Below are 22991 nucleotides of genomic sequence, written 5' to 3' on the forward strand. Positions count from 1 at the left end.
AAATCTGTTTATTATCTCTGGATTGCAGCGTAAAATATTTGCCGAATCAATTTGGATTTCTTTTAACTTATTTGTAACCTTTCGCCTTTACTTTTTCACAAATACACGCAGTGATTTAAGCGACGGCTAACGGGAGCAAATGTCATTGGTATTGGGGCATGCGTTGTGGCGTTTTTAAAAAACGCCACGCTCGAAGTCTTCATGCGAGGAGCAAGGAGTCAAGATGTTAGATATAGTCGAACTGTCGCGCTTACAGTTTGCCTTGACCGCGATGTACCACTTCCTTTTTGTGCCGCTGACGCTCGGTATGGCGTTCCTGCTGGCCATTATGGAAACGGTCTACGTCCTCTCTGGTAAACAAATCTATAAAGACATGACCAAGTTCTGGGGCAAGTTGTTTGGTATCAACTTCGCACTGGGCGTGGCGACCGGCTTGACCATGGAGTTCCAGTTCGGGACTAACTGGTCTTATTATTCCCACTATGTAGGCGATATCTTCGGTGCCCCGCTGGCTATCGAAGGCCTGATGGCGTTCTTCCTTGAATCGACCTTCGTCGGCCTGTTCTTCTTCGGCTGGGATCGTCTGAGCAAGGTGCAGCACATGGCCGTCACCTGGCTGGTGGCGCTGGGCTCCAACCTCTCCGCGCTGTGGATCCTGGTGGCGAACGGCTGGATGCAGAACCCGATCGCGTCCGATTTCAACTTCGAAACCATGCGTATGGAGATGGTGAGCTTCTCTGAGCTGGTGCTGAACCCGGTAGCCCAGGTGAAATTCGTTCACACTGTGGCGGCGGGCTATTGCACCGGCGCGATGTTCATTCTGGGCATCAGCGCGTGGTACATGCTTAAAGGTCGCGACTTCGCCTTCGCCAAACGCTCTTTCGCTATCGCGGCGAGCTTCGGCATGGCGGCGGTGCTTTCCGTTATTGTGCTGGGTGATGAATCCGGTTACGAAATGGGCGACGTGCAGAAAACCAAACTGGCCGCGATCGAAGCCGAATGGGAAACCCAGCCGGCGCCAGCCGCGTTTACGCTGTTCGGTATTCCGGATCAGCAGGGCCAGGAAAACCGCTTCTCGATCCAGATCCCTTACGCGCTCGGCATTATCGCGACCCGTTCCGTCGATACGCCGGTGATTGGCCTTAAAGATCTGCTGGTGCAGCACGAAGCGCGCATCCGTAACGGCATGAAAGCGTACGCGCTGCTCGAACAGCTGCGTTCCGGTTCTACCGATCAGGCGGTACGCGATGAATTTAACAGCGTGAAGAAAGACCTCGGTTACGGTCTGCTGCTTAAACGCTATACCGATAACGTCGCGGGCGCGACCGAAGCGCAGATCCAGAAAGCAACGCAGGATTCCATTCCGAGCGTGGCGCCGCTGTACTTCTCGTTCCGTATCATGGTGCTGTGCGGCATCCTGATGCTGCTGATTATCGGCGCGTCGTTCTGGACGGTGATTCGCAACCGTATCGGCGATAAAAAATGGCTCCTGCGCGCGGCGTTCTACGGCATTCCGCTGCCGTGGATTGCGGTGGAATCGGGCTGGTTTGTGGCGGAGTACGGTCGTCAGCCGTGGGCAATCGGTGAAGTGCTGCCGACCGCGGTGGCGCACTCTAATCTGTCTGCAGGCGACATCCTCTTCTCTATGGTGCTGATCTGCGGCCTGTACACGCTCTTCCTGGTGGCGGAACTGTTCCTGATGTTCAAGTTCGCCCGCCTGGGGCCGAGCAGCCTGAAAACCGGTCGCTATCACTTCGAGCAGTCCACCGTGGCTTCTCAGCCGGCACGCTAAGCGAGGAGATGTAAAATGATCGATTATGAAGTATTGCGTTTACTCTGGTGGCTGCTGGTTGGCATTCTGCTGATCGGTTTTGCGGTCACCGATGGCTTTGATATGGGGGTCGGCATGCTGACCCGCATCCTGGGGCGTACCGATACCGAGCGTCGCGTGATGATTAACTCCATCGCGCCGCACTGGGACGGCAACCAGGTGTGGCTCATCACCGCGGGTGGCGCGCTGTTCGCCGCCTGGCCGCTGGTGTATGCCGCGGCGTTCTCCGGCTTCTACGTGGCGATGATTCTGGTGCTGGCGTCGCTGTTCTTCCGTCCGGTGGGCTTTGATTACCGCTCCAAGATTGAAGATATGCGCTGGCGCAACATGTGGGACTGGGGCGTTTTCGCGGGCAGCTTCGTGCCGCCGCTAGTGATAGGCGTCGCGTTCGGCAACCTGCTGCAGGGCGTGCCGTTCCACTTCGATAAATACCAGGGCATGTTCTACACCGGTAACTTCTTCCAGCTGCTGAACCCGTTTGGTCTGCTGACAGGCGTGGTGAGCGTGGCGATGATTCTGACCCAGGGCGCGACCTATCTGCAAATGCGTACCACCGGCGAGCTGCACCTGCGCTCCCGTGCGACCGCGCAGATTTCCGCGCTGGTGATGATGGTCTGCTTCGTGCTGGCGGGCGTATGGGTGATGTATGGCATCGACGGTTATGTCGTGACGTCGGCCATCGATCCGCGTGCGGCCTCTAACCCGATGAATAAAGAAGTGGTTCGTCAGGCGGGCGCCTGGTTTGCTAACTTTAACAAGATGCCTGCGCTGTGGGTGATCCCTGCGCTGGGCGTGGCGCTGCCGCTGCTGACCGTGCTGGCGTCGCGTCTGGGTAAAGGCGCGTGGGCGTTCGTTTTCTCTTCACTGACGCTGGCGTGCGTTATCCTGACTGCCGGTATCGCCATGTTCCCGTTCATCATGCCGTCCAGCACGATGCTGAACGCCAGCCTGACGATGTGGGACGCGACCTCCAGCCAGCTGACGCTGACCGTGATGACCTATGTCGCCGCGGTGTTTGTGCCGACCATTTTGCTCTACACCACCTGGTGTTACTGGAAAATGTTTGGTCGCATCACCAAAGAACATATCGAAAGCAACACGCATTCTCTGTACTGATAAGGAGCTGACTATGTGGTATTTCGCCTGGATTCTCGGAACGCTTCTTGCCTGTGCTTTCGGGGTCATTACCGCCCTGGCGCTGGAGCATGTTGAAGCGACCAAAGCCGGTAAAGTCGAGTCGTGATGAAACGCCTCATCACCGTGCTTTACGCGCTAATGGACAAGAGCCCGTTACGGGCTCTTTCCTTAATGATGGCGCTGATGCTGGCGGGTTGCATGTTTTGGGACCCGTCGCGCTTTGCGGCGAAGACCAGCGGCCTTGAGATCTGGCAGGGGCTGTTTCTGATGTGGGCCGTCTGCGCCGGGGTTATTCACGGTGTGGGGTTCCGCCCCCGTGCGGTGCACTGGCAGGGCATTTTCTGTCCGCTGATAGCGGATCTGGTAATGCTGGCCGGGCTGCTTTTTTTCTTCGCCTGAACAAGGTTTAACCTGCTTTTCTGTGGGCTTTTCGGAGCCCATAAATATTTACTCTCCGTTTACTTCTCCCCATTCCAAACCCACATTCACTTGCGTATAGTAGCAGCGTTTATTTGCATTACCGGGATGTAGAGTGAGCACAACGCTGTTTCGATGGCCGGTTCGTGTCTATTACGAAGACACCGACGCCGGTGGTGTGGTTTATCACGCCAGTTACGTCGCCTTTTATGAAAGAGCACGCACAGAGATGCTGCGCCACCACCACTTTAATCAGCAGGATTTACTGGCGGAGCGAGTAGCCTTTGTGGTTCGCAAGATGACGCTTGAGTATCTTGCGCCTGCCCGACTCGACGATATGCTCGAAGTCCAGACCGAAATTACCACGCTGCGTGGCACCTCCATGGTGTTCAGGCAACGGATTGTTAACGCGGAAAACCAGCTTCTCAACGAAGCCGAGGTGCTGATTGTCTGCGTTGATCCACTCTTAATGAAGCCTCGTGCGCTTCCCAAGTCTATTGTCGCGGAGTTCAAGCAGTGACTGACATGAATATCCTTGATTTGTTCCTGAAGGCAAGTCTTCTGGTTAAACTTATCATGTTGATTTTGATTGGTTTTTCAATCGCGTCCTGGGCCATCATCATTCAACGAACGCGCATTCTTAATGCTGCCTCGCGTGAAGCAGAAGCCTTCGAAGATAAATTCTGGTCGGGCATTGAGCTGTCTCGCCTGTATCAGGAGAGCCAGGGCCGTCGTGAAAACCTCTCCGGCTCCGAGCAGATCTTCTATGCCGGTTTTAAAGAGTTCGCTCGTCTGCATCGCGCCAACAGCCATGCGCCGGAAGCGATTGTCGAAGGGGCGTCGCGCGCGATGCGTATTTCGATGAATCGCGAACTCGAAACCCTTGAAAACCATATTCCGTTCCTCGGCACGGTCGGTTCGATAAGCCCGTATATCGGTCTTTTCGGTACCGTGTGGGGGATCATGCACGCCTTTATCGCGCTCGGTGCGGTGAAACAGGCCACGCTGCAAATGGTCGCGCCAGGTATCGCCGAAGCGCTGATCGCCACCGCGATCGGCCTGTTTGCGGCTATCCCGGCGGTCATGGCGTATAACCGCCTGAACCAGCGCGTGAACAAGCTGGAGCTGAATTACGACAACTTTATGGAAGAGTTCACGGCTATCCTGCATCGTCAGGCTTTCAGCACCAGTACCAGCGAAAGCAACAAGGGGTAAGTCATGGCCAGAACACGTGGACGTGGTCGTCGTGATCTGAAATCTGAAATCAACATCGTTCCGCTGCTGGACGTGCTGCTGGTGCTGCTGCTGATTTTTATGGCGACGGCGCCCATCATCACCCAGAGCGTGGAAGTCGATTTGCCGGACGCCACGGATTCCCAGACCGTCAGCAGTAATGACAACCCGCCGGTGATTATTGAGGTCTCCGGCGTGGGCCAATACAGCGTGGTAGTGGAGAAAGACCGTATGGACCAGTTGCCTGCAGAGCAGGTGGTGGCCGAGGCGCAGCGTCGCCTGCAGGAAAACCCGAAAACGGTCTTTTTAATCGGTGGCGCCAAAGACGTTCCTTACGACGAGATAATCAAAGCGCTGAACCTGTTGCATCAGGCAGGCGTGAAATCTGTCGGCTTAATGACGCAGCCTATCTGATCCACCCGCCTGACAGGGCTACAAGTTTTGGAAACCGAGAGTGGCAAAGGCAACCGAACAAAACGATAAGCTGAAACGCGCGATCATCATTTCAGTGGTGCTGCACCTGTTGCTGATTGCGCTGCTGATCTGGAGCTCGTTCGACGAGCATATCAATGAAGACGCTGCGGGCGGCGGCGGCGGTTCTGCGATTGACGCCGTCATGGTCGATCCCGGCGCGGTAGTGCAGCAATATAACCGCCAGCAGCAGCAACAGGCCAGCGCGAAACAGGCCGCCGAGCAGCGCGAGAAACAGGCGCAGCAGCAGGCTGAAGAACTGCGCGAGAAACAGGCGGCCGAACAGGAACGCCTGAAAAAACTTGAGCAGGAGCGTCTGGAAGCCCAGGAGAAAGCGCAGCAGCAGGCGGAGCAGCAGAAACAGGCTGAAGAAGCGGCGAAGCGCGCTCAGGAGCAGCAAAAACAGGCGGAAGAGGCGGCAGCCAAAGCCGCGGCGGATGCGAAAGCGAAAGCCGACGCTCAGGCGAAAGCAGCGGAAGAAGCCGCGAAGAAAGCCGCTGCCGACGCGCAGAAAAAAGCGCAGGAAGAGGCTGCGAAAGCGGCGGCTGCGGCGAAGAAAGCACAGGAAGAAGCCGAGAAAAAAGCCGCTGCTGACGCCGCGAAGAAAGCCCAGCAGGACGCCGAGAAAAAAGCGGCCGCTGAGGCGGCGAAGAAAGCTGCTGCTGAAAAAGCGGCGGCAGAAAAAGCCGCTGCCGAGAAAGCCGCTGCTGAGAAAGCGGCCGCCGCTGAGAAGGCCGCCGCCGATAAGAAAGCGGCGGCGGACAAAGCGGCCAAAAAAGCTGCCGCCGCGAAAGCGGCTGCTGAAAAGGCCGCCGCTGCTGAAGGCGTTGACGATCTGCTGGGCGATCTCAGCTCAGGTAAGAATGCGCCGAAAACCGGTGGTGGGGCGAAAGGCAGTAATGCAGCGCCGGCGGGTAGCGGTAATAGTAAGAACAACGGTGCCAGCGGCGCTGAAATCAACGGTTACGCCTCGCAGATAAAGTCGGCGATCGAGAGCAAGTTCTATGATGCCTCGTCGTATTCGGGTAAAACCTGTACGCTGCGTATTAAACTGGCGCCGGATGGTTTACTGCTGGATATCCAGTCGGAAGGTGGCGATCCTGCGCTTTGCCAGGCAGCTATCTCCGCCGCCCGACAGGCTAAGATTCCTAAACCGCCGAGCCAGGCCGTTTATGAAGTCTTTAAAAACGCGCCGTTGCTTTTCAAACCGCAGTGATTTCCGGTAAAACCGGGCTTCACTGTCCGGTTTAAGCCGGCGTGCAATGTGGTTGTCTATCTTTGAGTTTGTTAACATTCTGCTAAATTATCGAGGGCTTTGCGTCCAGATAAGGGAGATATGATGAAGCAGGCATTACGTTTAGCATTTAGTTTTCTGATGCTGTGGGCAGCCGTGCTGCACGCAGAAGTACGCATCGAGATAACCCAGGGGGTTGACTCGGCGCGTCCGATTGGTGTGGTGCCGTTCAAATGGGCGGGCCCGGGTGCCGCGCCTGAAGATATCGGCGGCATCGTGGCGGCGGATCTGCGCAACAGCGGTAAATTCAACCCGCTCGATCGCTCCCGTCTGCCGCAGCAGCCTGCTTCCGCACAGGAAGTTCAGCCTGCGGCATGGTCAGCGCTCGGTATTGACGCGGTCGTGGTAGGGCAGGTGACGCCGAACGGCGACGGCAGTTATACCGTGGCGTATCAGCTGGTGGATACGGGCGGCGCGCCGGGCACCGTGCTGGCGCAGAACTCCTACAAAGTGAACAAGCAGTGGCTGCGTTATGCAGGCCACACGGCAAGCGACGAAGTGTTTGAGAAGCTGACCGGTATCAAAGGCGCCTTCCGTACCCGCATCGCTTACGTGGTTCAGACCAACGGCGGCCAGTTCCCATACGAGCTGCGCGTTTCTGACTACGACGGTTACAACCAGTTTGTCGTTCATCGCTCGCCGCAGCCGCTGATGTCTCCGGCCTGGTCGCCGGATGGCAGCAAACTTGCGTACGTTACGTTTGAAAGCGGTCGTTCCGCGCTGGTTATCCAGACACTGGCGAACGGCGCTGTGCGTCAGGTTGCGTCCTTCCCGCGTCACAACGGCGCACCGGCGTTCTCGCCGGACGGCAGCAAGCTGGCTTTCGCGCTCTCTAAAACTGGCAGCCTGAACCTGTACGTGATGGATATTGGCTCAGGTCAGATCCGTCAGGTTACGGATGGCCGCAGCAACAACACCGAACCGACCTGGTATCCGGACAGCCAGACGCTGGCCTATACCTCTGACCAGGCGGGTCGCCCGCAGGTTTATAAAGTGAACGTCAACGGCGGCGCGCCGCAGCGCGTGACCTGGGAAGGTTCTCAGAACCAGGACGCTGACGTAAGCTCTGACGGTAAATTTATGGTGATGGTGAGCTCCAATGGCGGCGCTCAGAACATCGCTAAACTGGATCTGGTAACGGGTGGCGTACAGACGCTGTCGTCAACGTTCCTGGATGAAACGCCAAGTCTGGCACCTAACGGCACTATGGTTATCTACAGCTCTTCTCAGGGGATGGGATCCGTGCTGAACCTGGTTTCTACAGATGGGCGTTTCAAAGCGCGTCTTCCGGCAACTGATGGACAGGTAAAATCGCCTGCCTGGTCGCCGTATCTGTAATAATAATTAATTGATTACTAAAGGAATCAAAGAAATGCAACTGAACAAAGTGCTGAAAGGGCTGATGATCGCTCTGCCTGTTATGGCAATCGCGGCGTGTTCTTCTAACAAGAACGCCAGCAATGACCAGAGCGGCGAAGGCATGCTGGGTGCCGGCACTGGTATGAACGGCAACGGCGGCAACATGTCTTCTGAAGAGCAGGCGCGTCTGCAGATGCAGCAACTGCAGCAGAACAACATCGTTTACTTCGATCTGGACAAGTACGACATCCGTTCTGACTTCGCTGCAATGCTGGACGCTCACGCTAACTTCCTGCGTAGCAACCCGTCTTACAAAGTGACCGTTGAAGGTCACGCGGATGAGCGCGGCACCCCGGAGTACAACATCTCCCTGGGCGAACGTCGTGCTAACGCCGTTAAGATGTACCTGCAGGGTAAAGGCGTTTCTGCTGACCAGATCTCCATCGTTTCTTACGGTAAAGAAAAACCTGCAGTACTGGGTCACGACGAAGCGGCATATGCCAAAAACCGTCGCGCCGTACTGGTTTACTAAGAGAATTGCATGATCAGTAACTTCAGACATCACCTGTTGGGTCTGTCGTTACTGGTTGGCGTAGCGGCCCCCTGGGCCGCTAATGCCCAGGCGCCAATCAGTGATGTCGGCTCAGGCTCGGTCGAAGACCGTGTCGTTCAACTTGAGCGTATTTCCAACGCTCACAGCCAGCTTTTAACCCAGCTTCAGCAGCAGCTTTCCGATAATCAGTCCGATATTGATGCCCTGCGCGGTCAGATTCAGGAAAATCAGTATCAGCTAAACCAGATTGTGGAACGTCAAAAGCAGATCCTGCTGCAGATGGACAGTCTGAGTAATGGCAATGGCGGAGCGGCAGCGGCGCAGGATGGCGCGTCGGCGCAAACCGGCGCGGCATCTGCCGCACCGGACGCAGGCGCTTCAGCTCCTGCTGCCAGCGCGCCGACGCAGAGCGGGGATGCCAATACCGATTACAACGCAGCGATCGCGCTGGTGCAGGATAAATCCCGTCAGGATGAAGCCATCACCGCGTTTTCTAATTTCATTAAGCAATACCCGGATTCCACTTACCAGCCGAACGCGCATTACTGGCTCGGCCAGCTGAATTACAACAAAGGTAAGAAGGATGACGCAGCGTATTACTTCGCCTCGGTGGTGAAGAACTACCCCAAGTCACCGAAAGCGGCAGATGCGATGTTTAAGGTTGGCGTAATCATGCAGGATAAAGGCGATACCGCGAAAGCGAAGGCCGTTTATCAGCAGGTTGTCTCCAAATACCCGGGCACTGAAGGCGCAAAGCAGGCGCAAAAACGTCTCAATGCTATGTAATGCATGCGGCTTGACCAGATGCCGTATTATTTCTGGTCTTGCCGCATGAAACGTAAGCAGTTAAGTGATCTGCCTCGAAATTTTTGTTGCGTCAGAATCTTAAATCAGTAATATATGCCGCCGTTGCCACGGGATACGAAACAAACCTGTGGTGGCAAAAATGTGGGTCGTTAGCTCAGTTGGTAGAGCAGTTGACTTTTAATCAATTGGTCGCAGGTTCGAATCCTGCACGACCCACCACTCGCTTAAGTGGTTAGAACAAGCGAGATCGTGAAGGCAACGCCGCGCAAGCATCGTTAAGCATTCTTCCCTCCACGACGCACCACAAAGAGTAACCAGCGCAGTATCGGGTGATTAGCTCAGCTGGGAGAGCACCTCCCTTACAAGGAGGGGGTCGGCGGTTCGATCCCGTCATCACCCACCACTCGGGTCGTTAGCTCAGTTGGTAGAGCAGTTGACTTTTAATCAATTGGTCGCAGGTTCGAATCCTGCACGACCCACCAATCGCTTTAGTGGAAACACTCTGATTGGTAATCAGCAGTAGATCTTTCAGATAACACCCTAACGGGTCGTTAGCTCAGTTGGTAGAGCAGTTGACTTTTAATCAATTGGTCGCAGGTTCGAATCCTGCACGACCCACTCTGAAAGAAAGTATTGAGCAAGTGCAGTAACCCGCAAGGGGTCGTTAGCTCAGTTGGTAGAGCAGTTGACTTTTAATCAATTGGTCGCAGGTTCGAATCCTGCACGACCCACCAGTGTAAAAAGGCGCCCTAAAGGCGCCTTTTTGCTATCTGTACGCCAAACAGATTCGAACCTGCGGCAGGTTCGGGTCGAGCCATTCATGGCGAGACACCGGAGCCGTTTATGGCGACGGCCCGAAGGGCGAGCGAAGCGAGTCATCCTGCACGACCCACCAGTGTAAAAAGGCGCCCTAAAGGCGCCTTTTTGCTATCTGTACGTTATCCTTCTCCACGCCCCCATAGCCAGAAGGCCGCTGGCGGCGCTTTTGAGCTCTGCTTTCTGGTTCGCATGCTATCGACAACTGATTGGTCATAGTTCAATCGCTGGCTTTAGCCCTTTCTCATAATCTCACTCCAGATGTTTTCCTGTGACTTTCTGCCTCCGATCCGCTATCTTGTTTAGCATATAAAACAAATGAAGCTGCCAGGTAGCTATCATTGGCTCGGTACAGCGGCTTTAGTTCAGTGTAAAAAACGAGATGGTGCCAATGAGTGTAATGTTCGATCCCGAAGCCGCGATTTACCCGTTCCCGCCGAAGCCAGTTCCGCTGTCCGCTGGCGAGAAAGCCTTTTACCGTGAAAAAATTAAGCGTCTGCTTAAGGCACGCAATGCGGTGATGGTCGCTCACTACTATACCGACCCCGAAATCCAGGCGCTGGCGGAAGAAACCGGCGGCTGTATTTCCGACTCGCTCGAAATGGCGCGTTTTGGCGCGAATCATTCTGCCACCACGCTGCTGGTTGCGGGCGTGCGCTTTATGGGCGAAACCGCCAAAATTCTCAGCCCGGAAAAAACCATTCTGATGCCGACGTTACAGGCGGAGTGCTCGCTCGATCTCGGCTGTCCGGAAGAGGCGTTCACCGCGTTTTGCGACAGCCATCCGGATCGCACCGTGGTGGTTTACGCCAACACCTCGGCGGCGGTCAAAGCGCGCGCCGACTGGGTGGTGACATCCAGCATCGCCGTGGAGCTGATTGAGCATCTCGATAGTCTCGGCGAGAAAATCATCTGGGCACCGGACCGACACCTGGGCCGCTACGTGCAACAGCAAACCGGCGCGGATGTGCTCTGCTGGCAGGGTGCCTGCATCGTGCATGATGAATTCAAAACGCAGGCGCTGGCGCGCATGAAGGCGCTGTACCCGGATGCCGCTGTACTGGTGCACCCGGAGTCGCCGCAGGCGATTGTCGATATGGCCGATGCGGTCGGCTCCACCAGTCAATTGATTAATGCCGCCAGAACGCTGCCCCAGCAGACGCTGATTGTGGCGACGGATCGCGGCATCTTTTACAAAATGCAGCAGGCGTGTCCGGAAAAGACGCTGCTTGAGGCGCCGACGGCCGGGGAGGGGGCAACCTGCCGCACCTGCGCGCACTGCCCGTGGATGGCGATGAACGGCCTTCAGGCCATCGCAGAGGCCCTGGAGCATGGCGGGGCGGCTCATGAGATTCATGTTGATGCAGGCCTGCGAGAGCGCGCGTTAATGCCGCTTAACCGCATGCTGAATTTTGCGGCTACACTTCGTCTTTCGGTTAAGGGCAACGCGTAAGGACTTTACGCTTCGGGGATAATATGGATTTTTTTAGCGTACAAAACATTCTGGTGCATATTCCGCTCGGCGAGGGCGGGTACTCGCTTTCATGGATTGAAGCGGTCGGAACGCTGGCGGGGCTGCTGTGCATCTGGCTCGCGAGCCTTGAGAAAATCGCTAACTACGCGTTCGGATTAATCAACGTCACGCTGTTTGCGATTATTTTCTTTCAGATCCAGCTCTATGCCAGCCTGCTCCTACAGGTTTTTTTCTTTGCCGCCAATCTCTACGGCTGGTACGCCTGGTCGCGCCAGAGCAGTGACCACCAGGCGGCACTGCACATTCGCTGGCTGCCGCGCTCAAAAGCGTTCGGCTGGCTGGCGGTCTGCGTGATCGCTATTGGGCTGATGACCGTATGGATTGACCCGGTGTTCGCGTTCCTGACCCGCGTCGCGGTGCACGTGATGCAGGCCGCCGGGCTTAACGTCATGGCGCCGCAGCTTCAGCCGGACGCCTTCCCGTTCTGGGACTCCTGCATGACGGTGCTGTCGGTCGTGGCGATGATCCTGATGACCCGCAAATATGTCGAAAACTGGCTGCTGTGGGTGATCATTAACGTCATTAGCGTAGTGATATTCGCGCGCCAGGGCGTGTACGCCATGTCGCTGGAATACCTCATCCTGACGTTTATCGCGCTGAATGGCAGCCGGATGTGGATTAAAGCGGCGCGCGAGCGGGGCTCGCACGCGCTGGCATACTAACTTAGTGAGAATGGCCGTGGGCGTGCGCGGTAGCGCCCGCGGCGTTCAGATCGCAGTCTTTTCCGCTGCATGACTGATATTCCAGCTGCACCGTCGCGTGCGCTATCTGGTAATGCTGTTTCAGATAGTCATGAATATTTGCCAGCAAGGCATCGTGATCGTGCGGCGGGATCACCTGAACATGCAGCGTCATCACCGGTTTCTCCCCAACGAGCCAGAGATGCACATGATGCACATCGCGCGCTTCCGGGATCTCGCGCAGTAGCCGGCGGCGCAGCTGGTCGACATCCACCGCGCGCGGCGCGCCTTCCAGCAGTTCATTCATGCTTTCTTTCAGCAGCCGCCATGCGCTGCGCAGCACCAGGCACGACACCAGAATCGAGAGGATCGGGTCAATAGGCGTCCATCCCGTCCAGAGAATAATCAGCGCAGCCACAATCGCCCCGACCGAACCCAGCAGGTCGCCAAGCACATGCAGCGCCGCCGCGCGCACATTCATGTTTTTCTCATCGCTGCCACGGTGCAGGATCCAGAACGACAGCAGATTCGCCACCAGGCCCGCCACGGCGATACCGAGCATCGCGCCGCCCGCCACCGGCTGCGGCGTGATAAAGCGCGCAATCGCCTCCCAGACAATGATTCCGGTAATGACCAGCAGCGCGAGCGCATTCACGAACGCGGCAAGGGTGGTTAAGCGCAGCAGCCCGAAGGTGTGACGCGTATCCGGCGCACGCCGCGCGAAACGCACGGCCATCAGCGCCACCAGCAGCGCGGCGGCGTCGGTAAACATATGGCCCGCGTCAGCCAGCAGCGCCAGCGAGCCAGAGAGCAGCCCGCCGACAACCTCCAGTACCATAAATGCGGCGGTCACCAGAAAGGCGATCAGCAGCCGCTGACTGTTGGAATGTTGGGTGTGATCGTGGGAGTCGTGGGAATGGGAATGGGAATGGGCCATAGCGTGCGTCGCTCAGAATAAATTGTTGTGATTATCGGTTCAGTTACTGCGCGAACGTCGCGCGCTACCACAATAGCAAAAATAAAGGAGAGCCGAAGCTCTCCTTTGGGATCAACGCATTAAATGCGATTACTGGGAGGTGCTGCCAGAGGTGCTCGGGCAGGCATCGCCAGTACACTGTACGCTACTGCCGGAGGTACCCGTGCTGGTGCCGGTTGCGCCCATGTCGCCGCTGGTGCTGTGCGCGGTGCCCGATGTCGTCCCGGTTGAGGAGCCGGTGCCGGTGTTCACGCCGCTGTTCGCGGAATTGGTGCCAGAGGTATTGATATTGCTGTTATCAACGCCGTTGGGAGCGACATTCTGTTTCGCGTCAGGCGCTACCTGACCTGCGCTCGCGGCCGCATTCGCTGAGCCCGTATCTCCACCGCTGGTTGAAGAGCCGGTATCGGCGGCAAGCGCCGCGCCGCTGGCCAGAGTCAGAGTGGCGGTCAGAAAGAGTGAAGTCAGTTTATTCAGTTTCATAGTCATGCTCCTGTTCTGGTCGTTATTGCTGGATAACTTCTTCCAACAGTGCACTGCGAAAAAGTTGATCAGCGTGTGTGTTGCGGTCTAAAAAACCACACTATCGCCGAAAGGCAGTAGGTGATTCTGTAAAATGTATAAAACAGAGTGCTAACACTTAAAAAGTGTAGACTGCATCTCGCTTTACGCTACTTTCTGGCGTTTTTAAGTTAACTTCCAGGAATTTTCCGTGCGAAGTGTAAATACGCGTTTACACTACTGACGCGACAAGATAGATTGAAGGGATTGCATTACAACGAAACTGTAGGGCCTCCTGGAACCATCATGACTTATCAGAACGACGATTTACGTATCGAAGGCATCGACGAATTACTCCCGCCTGTCGCACTCCTGGAAAAATTTCCCGCTACTGAAAAAGCTGCTGAGACCGTATCTGCGGCCCGTCAGGCGATTCATCAGATCCTGCGTGGCGACGACGATCGGTTGCTCGTCGTCATTGGCCCATGTTCTATTCACGATCCAATCGCGGCGAAAGAGTATGCCTCTCGTCTGCTGCCGCTGCGCAAGGCGCTGAAAAACGAGCTGGAAATCGTCATGCGCGTCTATTTTGAAAAGCCGCGCACGACGGTGGGCTGGAAAGGGCTCATCAACGATCCGCATATGGATAACAGCTTCCAGATTAACGAAGGGCTGCGCATCGCGCGTAAGCTGCTGCTCGATATCAACGACACCGGCCTGCCCGCCGCGGGCGAGTTCCTCGATATGATAACGCCGCAGTATATGGCGGATCTCATGAGCTGGGGCGCGATTGGCGCACGCACGACGGAATCACAGGTGCACCGTGAGCTGGCCTCCGGGCTCTCCTGTCCGGTCGGGTTTAAAAACGGCACCGACGGCACCATCAAAGTGGCGATTGACGCCATCAACGCCGCCAGCGCGCCGCACTGCTTCCTGTCAGTGACCAAGTGGGGCCACTCGGCTATCGTCAATACCAGCGGTAATAGCGATTGCCATATCATCCTGCGCGGCGGTAAAACGCCAAACTACAGCGCGGCGCATGTCGCCGAGGTGAAAACCGGGCTTGAGAAAGCCGGGCTAAAGCCGCAGGTGATGATCGATTTCAGCCATGCGAACTCCAGCAAGCAATTTAAAAAGCAGATGGAAGTCGGCGCGGACGTATGCGGCCAAATCGCCGGTGGCGAGCAGGCTATCATGGGCGTGATGATCGAAAGCCATCTGGTGGAAGGCAACCAGAGCCTCGAGAGCGGCGAACCGCTGGTATACGGCAAAAGCGTTACCGATGCCTGCATCGGGTGGGAAGATACCGACGCCATCCTGCGCCAGCTCGCCGATGCCGTAAAAGCGCGCCGCGGGTAAATTCCGCTGTCTGAGTGGGCTCTTCTGTTTGATGGTGGGGGCGCTGCGCTTACCCACCCTACATAAGCGCAACGTGACAGGGCGGGTAAGCGCAGCGCACCCGCCATCCATGCCAAAAACCCTCTCGCCGCCCAATAAAAAAGGCGTGGTTTTCACCACGCCTTTTTCACATCTTATGGTCGCGAATTACTTCGCTTTACCCTGGTTCGCAACGGCCGCGGCTTTCGCTGCGATCTCGTCTGCGTTGCCCAGATAGTAATGTTTAATCGGTTTGAAGTTCTCGTCGAACTCATACACCAGCGGCACGCCGGTCGGGATGTTCAGCTCGAGGATCTCTTCTTCGCTCATGTTATCCAGGTATTTCACCAGCGCGCGCAGGGAGTTGCCGTGCGCGGCGATGATCACGCGCTCGCCGCTTTTCAGGCGCGGCAGAATGGTTTCATTCCAGTAAGGAATAACGCGATCGATGGTCAGCGCCAGGCTTTCGGTCAGCGGCAGTTCCTGCTCGGTCAGTTTCGCATAACGCGGATCATGGCCCGGGAAACGCTCATCGTCTTTGGTCAGCGCAGGCGGGGTCACCGCAAAACCACGACGCCACTGTTTCACCTGATCATCGCCATATTTCTCAGCGGTTTCCGCTTTGTTCAGGCCCTGCAGCGCACCGTAATGACGCTCGTTCAGTTTCCAGGATTTTTCAACCGGCAGCCAGGCCTGATCCAGCCCATCCAGGATGTTCCACAGCGTATGGATGGCACGTTTCAGCACGGAGGTATAAGCAAAATCGAAGCTGTAGCCTTCATCTTTCAGCAGTTTGCCAGCCGCTTTAGCTTCGCTGACGCCCTTCTCGGACAGGTCAACGTCGTACCAACCGGTAAAGCGGTTTTCGTTGTTCCACTGGCTTTCGCCGTGACGAACCAGAACCAGCTTAGTAACAGCCATAGTATTACTCCTTCATAAGCCTGATTGAATGATAACAGTTATCATTATATTGCCGTGTAGAAGTTAGCGGCAACGTAAACCTTTAACATAGCGAAAATAGCGGTCTAGTGTAAGGCGCATGTGAATCGGCCGTGATTTTTTTGTCAGTAACTGTTGGTAATTACAGCAAAACGGCGAAAAAAAGCCCTCTTCGGGAAGAGGGCTGAAAGGTCACTGAGGAATAAAGTGATACTGCGTGACGCTCAGGTATTCCTGGTCCGGGCGCAGAATGCAGTCAGGCTGCGGCCATTCCGGGTGGTTCGGGCTGTCAGGCAGGAATTCGCTCTCCAGCGCCAGCCCTTGCCAGGCGCTGTAGGTGCCCTGTTCGCGCGCGGGCGTGCCTTCGAGATAGTTACCGGAGTAGAACTGCAAGGCAGGCGCGGTGGTGTAGACCGTCATTTTCAACTTTTCATCGCTCGACCAGACGTGCGCCGCAGGCTGAGTCAGATCGCCTTTGGCATCAAGCAGCCAGGCGTGGTCATAGCCTTTCACGCGCTTCTGGCCTTCATCTTTCAGGAAATCCTGCGCGATTTTTTTCGGCTCGCGGAAATCAAAGCCCGTTCCCGACACGTCTGCTAGCCCTTCACGCGGGATCCCTTGCTCATCCACCGGCAGATAACGCCCGGCGAACAGCTGCAGGCGATGGTCGCGCACGTCATTCTGCTCGCCATCCAGGTTGAAATAGGCATGGTTAGTCAGGTTAACCGGGCAGGGCTTATCCACGCGGGCGCGATATTCAATGCTGATGCGGTTATCGTCCGTCAGGCGGAAATGCGCGGTGGCGCGCAGTTCGCCAGGATAACCCTGGTCGCCGTCCTGCGAATCCAGCGTATAAAGCACTTCGTGCTCGTTCTGACGCACGATACGCCAGCGGCGTTTGTCGAACCCTTCCGGGCCGCCATGCAGCTGGTTTTCGCCCTGGCTTGGCGTAAGAGACCAGGTTTCGCCATCCAGCGTAAAGCGCGACTGCGCGATGCGGTTAGCGTAACGGCCTACCGACGCGCCGAGGAACGCGGTTTGCTCAAGCCATACCTCCGGGCTCGGGCAACCCAGCAGCGTTTCGCGCACGCTGGCGTCTTTCATTGGAACGCGGGCCGACAGCAGCGTCGCGCCCCAGTCCATGACGGTAACGACCATCCCTGCGGCATTGCGCAGGGTGGAAATACGATACGGCAGCCCATCCGGGGCCAGTTGCGGCGTCTCTTTTAGCACAGACCTGCTCCTTCTGAAGGTTTGCACACGTAAAACGTTTCTTTAATACCGGTGCGCGCTTCGTACTGCGCTTCGACGGCGGCCTGCACTTGCGGCACGATAGCCTCCGGCACCAGCGCCACGACGCAGCCGCCGAAGCCGCCGCCCGTCATGCGTACGCCGCCTTTATCACCGATCACCGATTTCACAATCTCTACCAGAGTATCGATCTGCGGAACGGTAATTTCAAAGTCGTCGCGCATCGAGGCGTGAGACTCCGCCATCAGCTGGCCCATGCGGGTCAGATCGCCTTTCGCCAGCGCATCGGCGGCTTCCACGGTGCGGGCGTTTTCGGTCAGGACGTGACGCACGCGTTTGGCCACCATCGGGTCGAGCTCATGGGCCACGGCGTTAAACTGATCGAGGCTCACATCGCGCAGCGCTTTTTGCGTGAAGAAGCGCGCGCCGGTTTCGCACTGCTCGCGGCGGGTGTTGTACTCGCTGCCGACCAGCGTGCGTTTAAAGTTACTGTTGATAATCACCACCGCGACGCCCTGCGGCATCGGTACGGCTTTGGTGCCGAGGCTGCGGCAGTCGATGAGCAGCGCATGATCTTTCTTGCCCAGCGCGGAAATCAGCTGATCCATAATGCCGCAGTTACAGCCGACGAACTGGTTTTCCGCCTCCTGACCGTTCAGCGCTATCTGCGCGCCGTCGAGCGAGAGATGATAAAGATGGCGGAACACGGTGCCGACCGCGACTTCCAGCGAGGCCGATGAGCTTAAGCCCGCGCCCTGCGGCACGTTGCCGCTGATAACGAGGTCGGCGCCGCCGAAGCTGGCATCACGCTGTTGCAGGTGTTTTACCACGCCGCGCACATAGTTCGACCACTGCTGGCTGTCGTGCGCCAGGATAGGCTCATCAAGAGAGAACTCGTCGGTTTCGTTTTCGTAATCGACGGCAATCACGCGCACGCGGCGGTCATCGCGTTTCGCGCAGCTGATGACCGTCTGATAGTCAATCGCGCACGGCAGCACGAAACCGTCGTTATAGTCGGTATGCTCACCGATAAGGTTTACGCGGCCCGGCGCCTGAATGTGGGTGGTGGCAGGGTAGCCGAATTTCTCGGCAAACAGGGATTGTGTCTTCTCTTTCAGGCTCATTGTTATTCTCCGGATTCGCGAAAATGGATGTCGCTGACGGCGCGCAGGCGCTCTGCCGCCTGCTCGGCGGTTAAATCACGCTGGGTTTCCGCCAGCATTTCATACCCCACCATAAACTTGCGTACCGTGGCGCTGCGCAGCAGCGGCGGATAGAAGTGGGCATGCAGCTGCCAGTGTGCGTTCTCTTCGCCGTTAAACGGCGCGCCGTGCCAGCCCATCGAGTAGGGGAAGGAGGTCTGGAACAGGTTGTCGTAACGGCTGGTGAGCTTCTTCAGCGCCAGCGCCAGATCGCTGCGCTGCGCGTCCGTGAGATCGGTCATGCGCAGAACAGGCGTCTTCGGCAGCAGCAGCGTTTCAAACGGCCAGGCGGCCCAGTACGGCACTACCGCCAGCCAGTGCTCGGTCTCCACGACAGTGCGGCTGCCGTCGGCAAGCTCGCGCTGCGCGTAATCGACGAGCATCGGCGAGCCCTGCTGTTCGAAATACTCACGCTGCAGGCGGTCTTCACGCTCGGCTTCATTTGGCAGGAAGCTGTTAGCCCAGATCTGGCCGTGCGGATGCGGGTTGGAGCAACCCATCGCCGCGCCTTTATTCTCAAACACCTGTACCCAGGGGTACGTCTGCCCAAGCTCGGCGGTCTGCGTCTGCCAGGTTTTCACCACTTCTTCGAGTGCGGGCAGCGTCAGCTCCGGCAGCGTTTTGCTGTGATCCGGCGAGAAACAGATAACGCGGCTGGTGCCGCGCGCGCTCTCAAGGCGCATCAGCGGATCGGCGCTTTGCGGCGCGTCCGGCGTGTCGGTCATCAGCGCGGCGAAATCGTTGGTAAAAACGTATGTGCCGGTGTACTGCGGGTTTTTATCCCCGGTGACGCGGGTGTTGCCGGGGCAGAGAAAGCAATCGGGATCGTGCTGCGGCAGCGTCTGTTTCGCAGGCGTTTCCTGCGCCCCCTGCCAGGGGCGCTTGGCGCGATGCGGCGAAACCAGGATCCATTGTCCGGTCAGCGGGTTATAACGACGGTGCGGATGATCCACGGGGTTAAACTGTTCCATCTGACTTCCTTTAATCGGGATAACCTTGAGGATGACGGGACTGCCAGCGCCAGGTGTCGTCCGCCATCTCCTGTAATGAGCGCGTCACGCGCCAGTTAAGCTCTTGGTCGGCTTTGGTGGCGTCCGCCCAGTAAGCGGGCAGGTCGCCGTCGCGGCGCGGCGCAAAGTGATAATTAATTGGTTTGCCGCAGGCCTGGCTAAAGGCGTTCACCACATCCAGCACGCTGCTGCCGACGCCTGCGCCGAGGTTATAGATATGCACGCCCGGCTTGTCGGCGAGCTGCTGCATCGCGGCCACGTGGCCGTCGGCGAGATCCATCACGTGGATATAGTCGCGCACGCCGGTGCCGTCTTTCGTCGGGTAATCATTGCCAAACACCGCCAGCGATTCGCGACGGCCAACCGCCACCTGGGCGATATACGGCATCAGGTTGTTCGGGATGCCCTGCGGGTCTTCGCCCATATCGCCCGACGGATGCGCGCCAACCGGATTGAAATAACGCAGCAGCGCGACGCTCCACTCCGGGCAGGCCTTTTGCAGGTCGGTCAGGATCTGTTCGACCATCAGCTTGCTTTTGCCATACGGGCTTTGCGGGGTGCCGGTCGGGAAGCTTTCGACGTAAGGGATTTTCGGCTGGTCGCCATAAACGGTGGCGGAGGAGCTGAAGATAAAGTTGGTGACGCCGGCGGCGCGCATGGCGGAGATAAGGCGCAGCGTACCGTTCACGTTGTTGTCGTAATACTCAAGCGGTTTGGCGACGGATTCGCCGACCGCCTTCAGACCGGCGAAGTGGATCACCGTGTCGATTGCATAGTCGTGGAAAATCTCGCGCAGCAGCGCTTCATCGCGGATATCGCCGTCGATAAACGTCGCGGCTTTACCGCCGAGGCGCTCAATCACCGGCAAAACGCTGCGCTTGCTGTTGCAGAGATTATCAAGGATGACCACATCATGATCGTTTTGCAGTAGTTGCACACAGGTATGACTTCCGATGTAACCGCTACCACCTGTTACCAGAACTCGCATATTTGGCTCCATTACGCTTATGGTATGTATTAACCATAGCATAACAGAGAGCCAAAAAGTGTGATATGGGATAAATTAGTGGAATCGTTTACACTGATTTTCACTCCGCAGGCTGACAACGCTAAGCCATTGTAAAACAAAACCTGAGGCGGCGATTTGCAGCTAATCTGAAAGTGAAGCGGCGGGGCGGGCCGGGTAACGCGCCGGCCCGTAGAAAAGACGTGACGTGTTAACGCAGCGTATCGAACTGGTAACGGTAGCTGTCGCCGTCCGGCACGAAGGTTAAGCGGTGCGTCATGCACGACGGGGCATCTTCCGCATGGTGCGATACAAACAACAACTGCGTCTCGCCTTCGCTAATCAGCACATCGACAAAGCGGCGCACCAGCTGGCGATTCAGCGGGTCGAGCCCCTGTAATGGTTCGTCGAGGATAAGCAGCGTCGGGTGTTTCACCAGCGCGCGCACGATCAGCGCCAGCCGCTGCTGACCCCAGGAGAGGCTGTGAAACGGCGCATCGGCGGTGGCGTTATCCATCCCAAGGATGGCGAGCCATTCGCGTGTCAGCTGCTGCTGGCGGTCCGACACCGCCTGATAAATGCCGATTGAGTCAAAGTACCCCGACAAAATCACGCTGCGCACCGTGGCGCTGACCCGGTAATCGAGGTGCAGGCTGCTGCTCACATAGCCGATATGCTTTTTGATGTCCCAGATGGTTTCGCCGCTGCCGCGACGGCGGCCAAAGAGCGTCAGGTCGTTGCTGTAGCCCTGCGGATGATCGCCGGTCACCAGGCTTAACAGCGTTGATTTCCCCGCGCCATTGGGGCCGACGATTTGCCAGTGTTCGCCAGGATTTACCGTCCAGCTCAGGTTATTGAGAATAGGCCGGTCATTATAAGAGACCACGCCGTTGCGCAGCACAATACGCGGCTCGGCGTCATTCAGGGAATGGCGCGCCGCAGGCTCGTCCGCCTCCGGCAGCCGCACGCCCGCGAGCGTTTCGCTGTGCGCGAGCTGCGCTACCAGCGCCTGGTTCAGCAGCGTTGCCTTATCGCCGGTCTCAACCAGCGCGCAATCGGCCACCACGCCCGCGTGTTGCACGAAATCGGGGATTTCATCGAAGCGGTTGAGGATCAGCGCCAGCGTATAGCCCTGGGCGCTCAGCTCGCCGAGAAGCCGCGCCAGCTGTTCGCGCGAGGCGACGTCGAGACCGTCGAACGGTTCGTCAAGAATGAGAAGATCCGGCTGCGCCATCAGCGCCTGGCAGAGCAGCGTTTTGCGGGTCTCTCCGGTAGAGAGGTATTTGAAGCGCCGCTCAAGCAGCGACTCAATGCCGAACAGCGCCGCGAGCGTCGCGCAGCGTTCCGGGTCGTGGACCTCGTCCTGAATAATCTGCGCCGTGGTGCGCCCGGTATCGTCTTCATCGGCGCTCAGCATGTCCGTGTTGTTGCGCTGCCACTCGGCGCTCACCAGCTGTTGCAGCTGTTCAAACGAGAGCAGGGCGATGTGGGAGAAGGGGCTTTCGCGCTCGCCTTTTTGCAGCGCCAGCTCGCCCGCGAGCGCCCTGGCGAGGGACGATTTCCCGCTGCCGTTAGCGCCGACAAACGCCCAGCTCTCGCCCGCGCGGACCGTCAGGCTCTCAATATGAAGCGTGCGCGTATCGCTAATGCGAAACGTGCCTTGCATAATTTGCAACGTTGTCATTGGCTATCCCATTTTATGCAGCACAAAACCACAGGGATACGTCTTTCACGGCGCGATGTCAACGGTGGGGCGCGTTAACAGAGCGTCGCGACAATCACGCTGTCGGCGGTGAACCAGGCCGTCACCGCCAGCCCTTCTTGCGGGTCGAGCGCCTGCGCCGCCTCGGGCGTGAGCGTGGCGCACAGCATCTGGCCGTCCGGGAGCGTCAGGAGAACTTCGCAGTGCTGCGCCGTGCGGGAGATATGGCTGATGGTGCCGGCGAACTGATTATCGGCGTTGGCAGCCGCCTGCGGTTCGCGGGCGAGCTGCACCCACGGCGCTTTGACGAGCGCCAGCACCTCTTTGCCCGGCGCAAGCGCCAGACGTTCGGCGCTCTGGCTCGTCACCGCAGCCCTGATGCGCGTGTTGCTGCCCGCAAGCGCTATCTCAATCATCTCCTGAACCGGGTCGGCATCGCGCGCCACCACCTGGCCGAACCACTGGTTGCGGGCGCTGGTTTGCAGTGAAAAGCGCGCGATGGCGGCGAGCAGGCTGTCGAGCGGCAACGCGTCGTCGCTGAGCGCGTCAAACGCCTTTTGCTGGATCTGCCCGAGCAGATCGTAGAGCGCGATAAGCCGCGCGCCGTAAGGCGTCACCTGCGCGCCGCCGCCACCTTTGCCGCCGGTGGCGCGCTCGACTAACAGACCATCGCCAAGCTGATTCATCTCGTTAATGGCGTCCCACGCGCTTTTGTAGCTGATACCGGCGAGTTTCGCGCCCTGGCTGATAGAGCCCGTCTGCGCCACCTGTTTTAGCAGCGCGATGCGCCGCGGGTCGGCAAAAATTTTGTCGTGCAGTTTGAGCGTCAGAAGAATATCGGCCTGCATGGTGGCCTCCTGCGGGGCAAAAGGCTATTGTGAAGGAAAGCGGCGCG

At 57.6% G+C, this 22991-nt stretch carries 23 protein-coding genes, 5 tRNA genes and 1 other RNA gene; 20 read left to right on the forward strand and 9 right to left on the reverse strand.

What is annotated here, in order from left to right; genetic code table 11:
• The first annotated feature begins 223 nt into the window (after positions 1–223).
• The 19 genes from cydA to pnuC all read left to right on the forward strand — a co-directional run bounded on the left by cydA (position 224) and on the right by pnuC (position 12114).
• A complete protein-coding gene (gene cydA / locus AFK67_RS06355; protein ID WP_007720005.1) occupies positions 224–1792 on the forward strand; it encodes a cytochrome ubiquinol oxidase subunit I in 1569 nt (522 codons plus the stop codon).
• Between the two features lie 15 nt (positions 1793–1807).
• Positions 1808–2947 (forward strand): cytochrome d ubiquinol oxidase subunit II, encoded by a 1140-nt coding sequence (cydB, locus tag AFK67_RS06360; RefSeq protein ID WP_007720006.1) that lies wholly within the window; start codon positions 1808–1810, stop codon positions 2945–2947.
• Between the two features lie 13 nt (positions 2948–2960).
• Positions 2961–3074, forward strand: a complete 114-nt coding sequence (gene cydX, locus AFK67_RS21610; RefSeq protein ID WP_007706864.1) for a cytochrome bd-I oxidase subunit CydX — start codon at positions 2961–2963, stop codon at positions 3072–3074.
• On the forward strand, positions 3074–3367 hold the full coding sequence (gene ybgE, locus AFK67_RS06365; RefSeq protein WP_032967053.1) for a cyd operon protein YbgE: 294 nt from the start codon (positions 3074–3076) through the stop codon (positions 3365–3367). Before cydX ends, ybgE begins: the two co-directional genes overlap by 1 nt.
• 133 nt (positions 3368–3500) lie before the next feature.
• On the forward strand, positions 3501–3905 hold the full coding sequence (gene ybgC, locus AFK67_RS06370) for a tol-pal system-associated acyl-CoA thioesterase (RefSeq protein ID WP_007720009.1): 405 nt from the start codon (positions 3501–3503) through the stop codon (positions 3903–3905).
• Positions 3902–4600 carry a Tol-Pal system protein TolQ gene (tolQ, locus tag AFK67_RS06375; protein WP_007756414.1) on the forward strand — a complete coding sequence of 233 codons (699 nt, stop codon included), beginning with the start codon at positions 3902–3904 and terminating at the stop codon, positions 4598–4600. The genes ybgC and tolQ overlap by 4 nt, the downstream gene beginning before the upstream one ends.
• A gap of 3 nt (positions 4601–4603) precedes the next feature.
• Entirely contained in the window at positions 4604–5032 is a 429-nt protein-coding gene (gene tolR / locus AFK67_RS06380; protein WP_007720011.1) for a colicin uptake protein TolR, read from the forward strand.
• 40 nt (positions 5033–5072) lie between these two features.
• The gene (tolA, locus tag AFK67_RS06385; RefSeq protein ID WP_038883992.1) at positions 5073–6305 is read left to right on the forward strand and encodes a cell envelope integrity protein TolA; all 1233 of its coding nucleotides are present in this window, start codon (positions 5073–5075) and stop codon (positions 6303–6305) included.
• 123 nt (positions 6306–6428) lie between these two features.
• Positions 6429–7721 carry a Tol-Pal system beta propeller repeat protein TolB gene (gene tolB / locus AFK67_RS06390; protein WP_007720013.1) on the forward strand — a complete coding sequence of 431 codons (1293 nt, stop codon included), beginning with the start codon at positions 6429–6431 and terminating at the stop codon, positions 7719–7721.
• Between the two features lie 34 nt (positions 7722–7755).
• Positions 7756–8274, forward strand: coding sequence for a peptidoglycan-associated lipoprotein Pal (gene pal / locus AFK67_RS06395; protein WP_004386751.1), 519 nt, complete (start codon positions 7756–7758; stop codon positions 8272–8274).
• A 9-nt stretch (positions 8275–8283) separates the two neighbouring features.
• Positions 8284–9081 (forward strand): cell division protein CpoB, encoded by a 798-nt coding sequence (gene cpoB / locus AFK67_RS06400; protein ID WP_007720014.1) that lies wholly within the window; start codon positions 8284–8286, stop codon positions 9079–9081.
• 164 nt (positions 9082–9245) lie between these two features.
• Positions 9246–9321 (forward strand) — tRNA-Lys (locus AFK67_RS06405).
• Between the two features lie 108 nt (positions 9322–9429).
• Positions 9430–9505 (forward strand) — tRNA-Val (locus tag AFK67_RS06410).
• A gap of 3 nt (positions 9506–9508) precedes the next feature.
• A tRNA-Lys gene (locus AFK67_RS06415) sits at positions 9509–9584 on the forward strand.
• Between the two features lie 63 nt (positions 9585–9647).
• Positions 9648–9720, forward strand: a tRNA-Lys gene (locus tag AFK67_RS06420).
• Positions 9721–9760: 40 nt separating this feature from the next.
• Positions 9761–9836 (forward strand) — tRNA-Lys (locus AFK67_RS06425).
• Between the two features lie 31 nt (positions 9837–9867).
• Positions 9868–9997, forward strand: a non-coding RNA gene (locus AFK67_RS21615) — RtT sRNA.
• A gap of 312 nt (positions 9998–10309) precedes the next feature.
• On the forward strand, positions 10310–11371 hold the full coding sequence (gene nadA / locus AFK67_RS06430; protein ID WP_032967237.1) for a quinolinate synthase NadA: 1062 nt from the start codon (positions 10310–10312) through the stop codon (positions 11369–11371).
• 23 nt (positions 11372–11394) lie between these two features.
• The gene (gene pnuC / locus AFK67_RS06435) at positions 11395–12114 is read left to right on the forward strand and encodes a nicotinamide riboside transporter PnuC (protein WP_038883989.1); all 720 of its coding nucleotides are present in this window, start codon (positions 11395–11397) and stop codon (positions 12112–12114) included.
• Position 12115: 1 nt separating this feature from the next.
• Here the strand turns inward: pnuC and zitB are convergent, their stop codons facing one another.
• Complete coding sequence (zitB, locus tag AFK67_RS06440) at positions 12116–13069, reverse strand: CDF family zinc transporter ZitB (protein ID WP_032967242.1); 954 nt, start codon at positions 13067–13069, stop codon at positions 12116–12118.
• A gap of 129 nt (positions 13070–13198) precedes the next feature.
• On the reverse strand, positions 13199–13591 hold the full coding sequence (locus AFK67_RS06445) for a protein YbgS (protein ID WP_007722433.1): 393 nt from the start codon (positions 13589–13591) through the stop codon (positions 13199–13201).
• 324 nt (positions 13592–13915) lie between these two features.
• Here AFK67_RS06445 and aroG point away from each other — a divergent pair, with 324 nt between their 5' ends.
• Positions 13916–14968, forward strand: coding sequence for a 3-deoxy-7-phosphoheptulonate synthase AroG (gene aroG, locus AFK67_RS06450; protein ID WP_007722437.1), 1053 nt, complete (start codon positions 13916–13918; stop codon positions 14966–14968).
• Between the two features lie 186 nt (positions 14969–15154).
• On the opposite strand, the gene gpmA is transcribed toward aroG, so the two are convergent.
• From gpmA to modE, 7 genes are all read right to left on the reverse strand, one after another.
• A complete protein-coding gene (gene gpmA, locus AFK67_RS06455) occupies positions 15155–15907 on the reverse strand; it encodes a 2,3-diphosphoglycerate-dependent phosphoglycerate mutase (RefSeq protein ID WP_007670913.1) in 753 nt (250 codons plus the stop codon).
• Between the two features lie 210 nt (positions 15908–16117).
• The gene (gene galM, locus AFK67_RS06460) at positions 16118–17158 is read right to left on the reverse strand and encodes a galactose-1-epimerase (protein WP_038883986.1); all 1041 of its coding nucleotides are present in this window, start codon (positions 17156–17158) and stop codon (positions 16118–16120) included.
• Positions 17152–18300, reverse strand: coding sequence for a galactokinase (gene galK / locus AFK67_RS06465; protein ID WP_007722443.1), 1149 nt, complete (start codon positions 18298–18300; stop codon positions 17152–17154). Before galK ends, galM begins: the two co-directional genes overlap by 7 nt.
• A gap of 2 nt (positions 18301–18302) precedes the next feature.
• Positions 18303–19349 (reverse strand): galactose-1-phosphate uridylyltransferase, encoded by a 1047-nt coding sequence (gene galT, locus AFK67_RS06470; protein ID WP_007722445.1) that lies wholly within the window; start codon positions 19347–19349, stop codon positions 18303–18305.
• 10 nt (positions 19350–19359) lie between these two features.
• Positions 19360–20376 (reverse strand): UDP-glucose 4-epimerase GalE, encoded by a 1017-nt coding sequence (gene galE / locus AFK67_RS06475; RefSeq protein WP_032967244.1) that lies wholly within the window; start codon positions 20374–20376, stop codon positions 19360–19362.
• A 229-nt stretch (positions 20377–20605) separates the two neighbouring features.
• Positions 20606–22078 (reverse strand): molybdate ABC transporter ATP-binding protein ModF, encoded by a 1473-nt coding sequence (gene modF, locus AFK67_RS06480; RefSeq protein WP_032967246.1) that lies wholly within the window; start codon positions 22076–22078, stop codon positions 20606–20608.
• A gap of 74 nt (positions 22079–22152) precedes the next feature.
• Positions 22153–22944: a molybdenum-dependent transcriptional regulator gene (modE, locus tag AFK67_RS06485; RefSeq protein ID WP_038883983.1), complete on the reverse strand. Its 792-nt coding sequence runs from the start codon at positions 22942–22944 to the stop codon at positions 22153–22155.
• Positions 22945–22991 lie beyond the last annotated feature (47 nt).

Origin of the sequence: Cronobacter dublinensis subsp. dublinensis LMG 23823 (genome assembly GCF_001277235.1) — a bacterium.
GTDB classification, from domain to species: Bacteria; Pseudomonadota; Gammaproteobacteria; order Enterobacterales; family Enterobacteriaceae; genus Cronobacter; species Cronobacter dublinensis.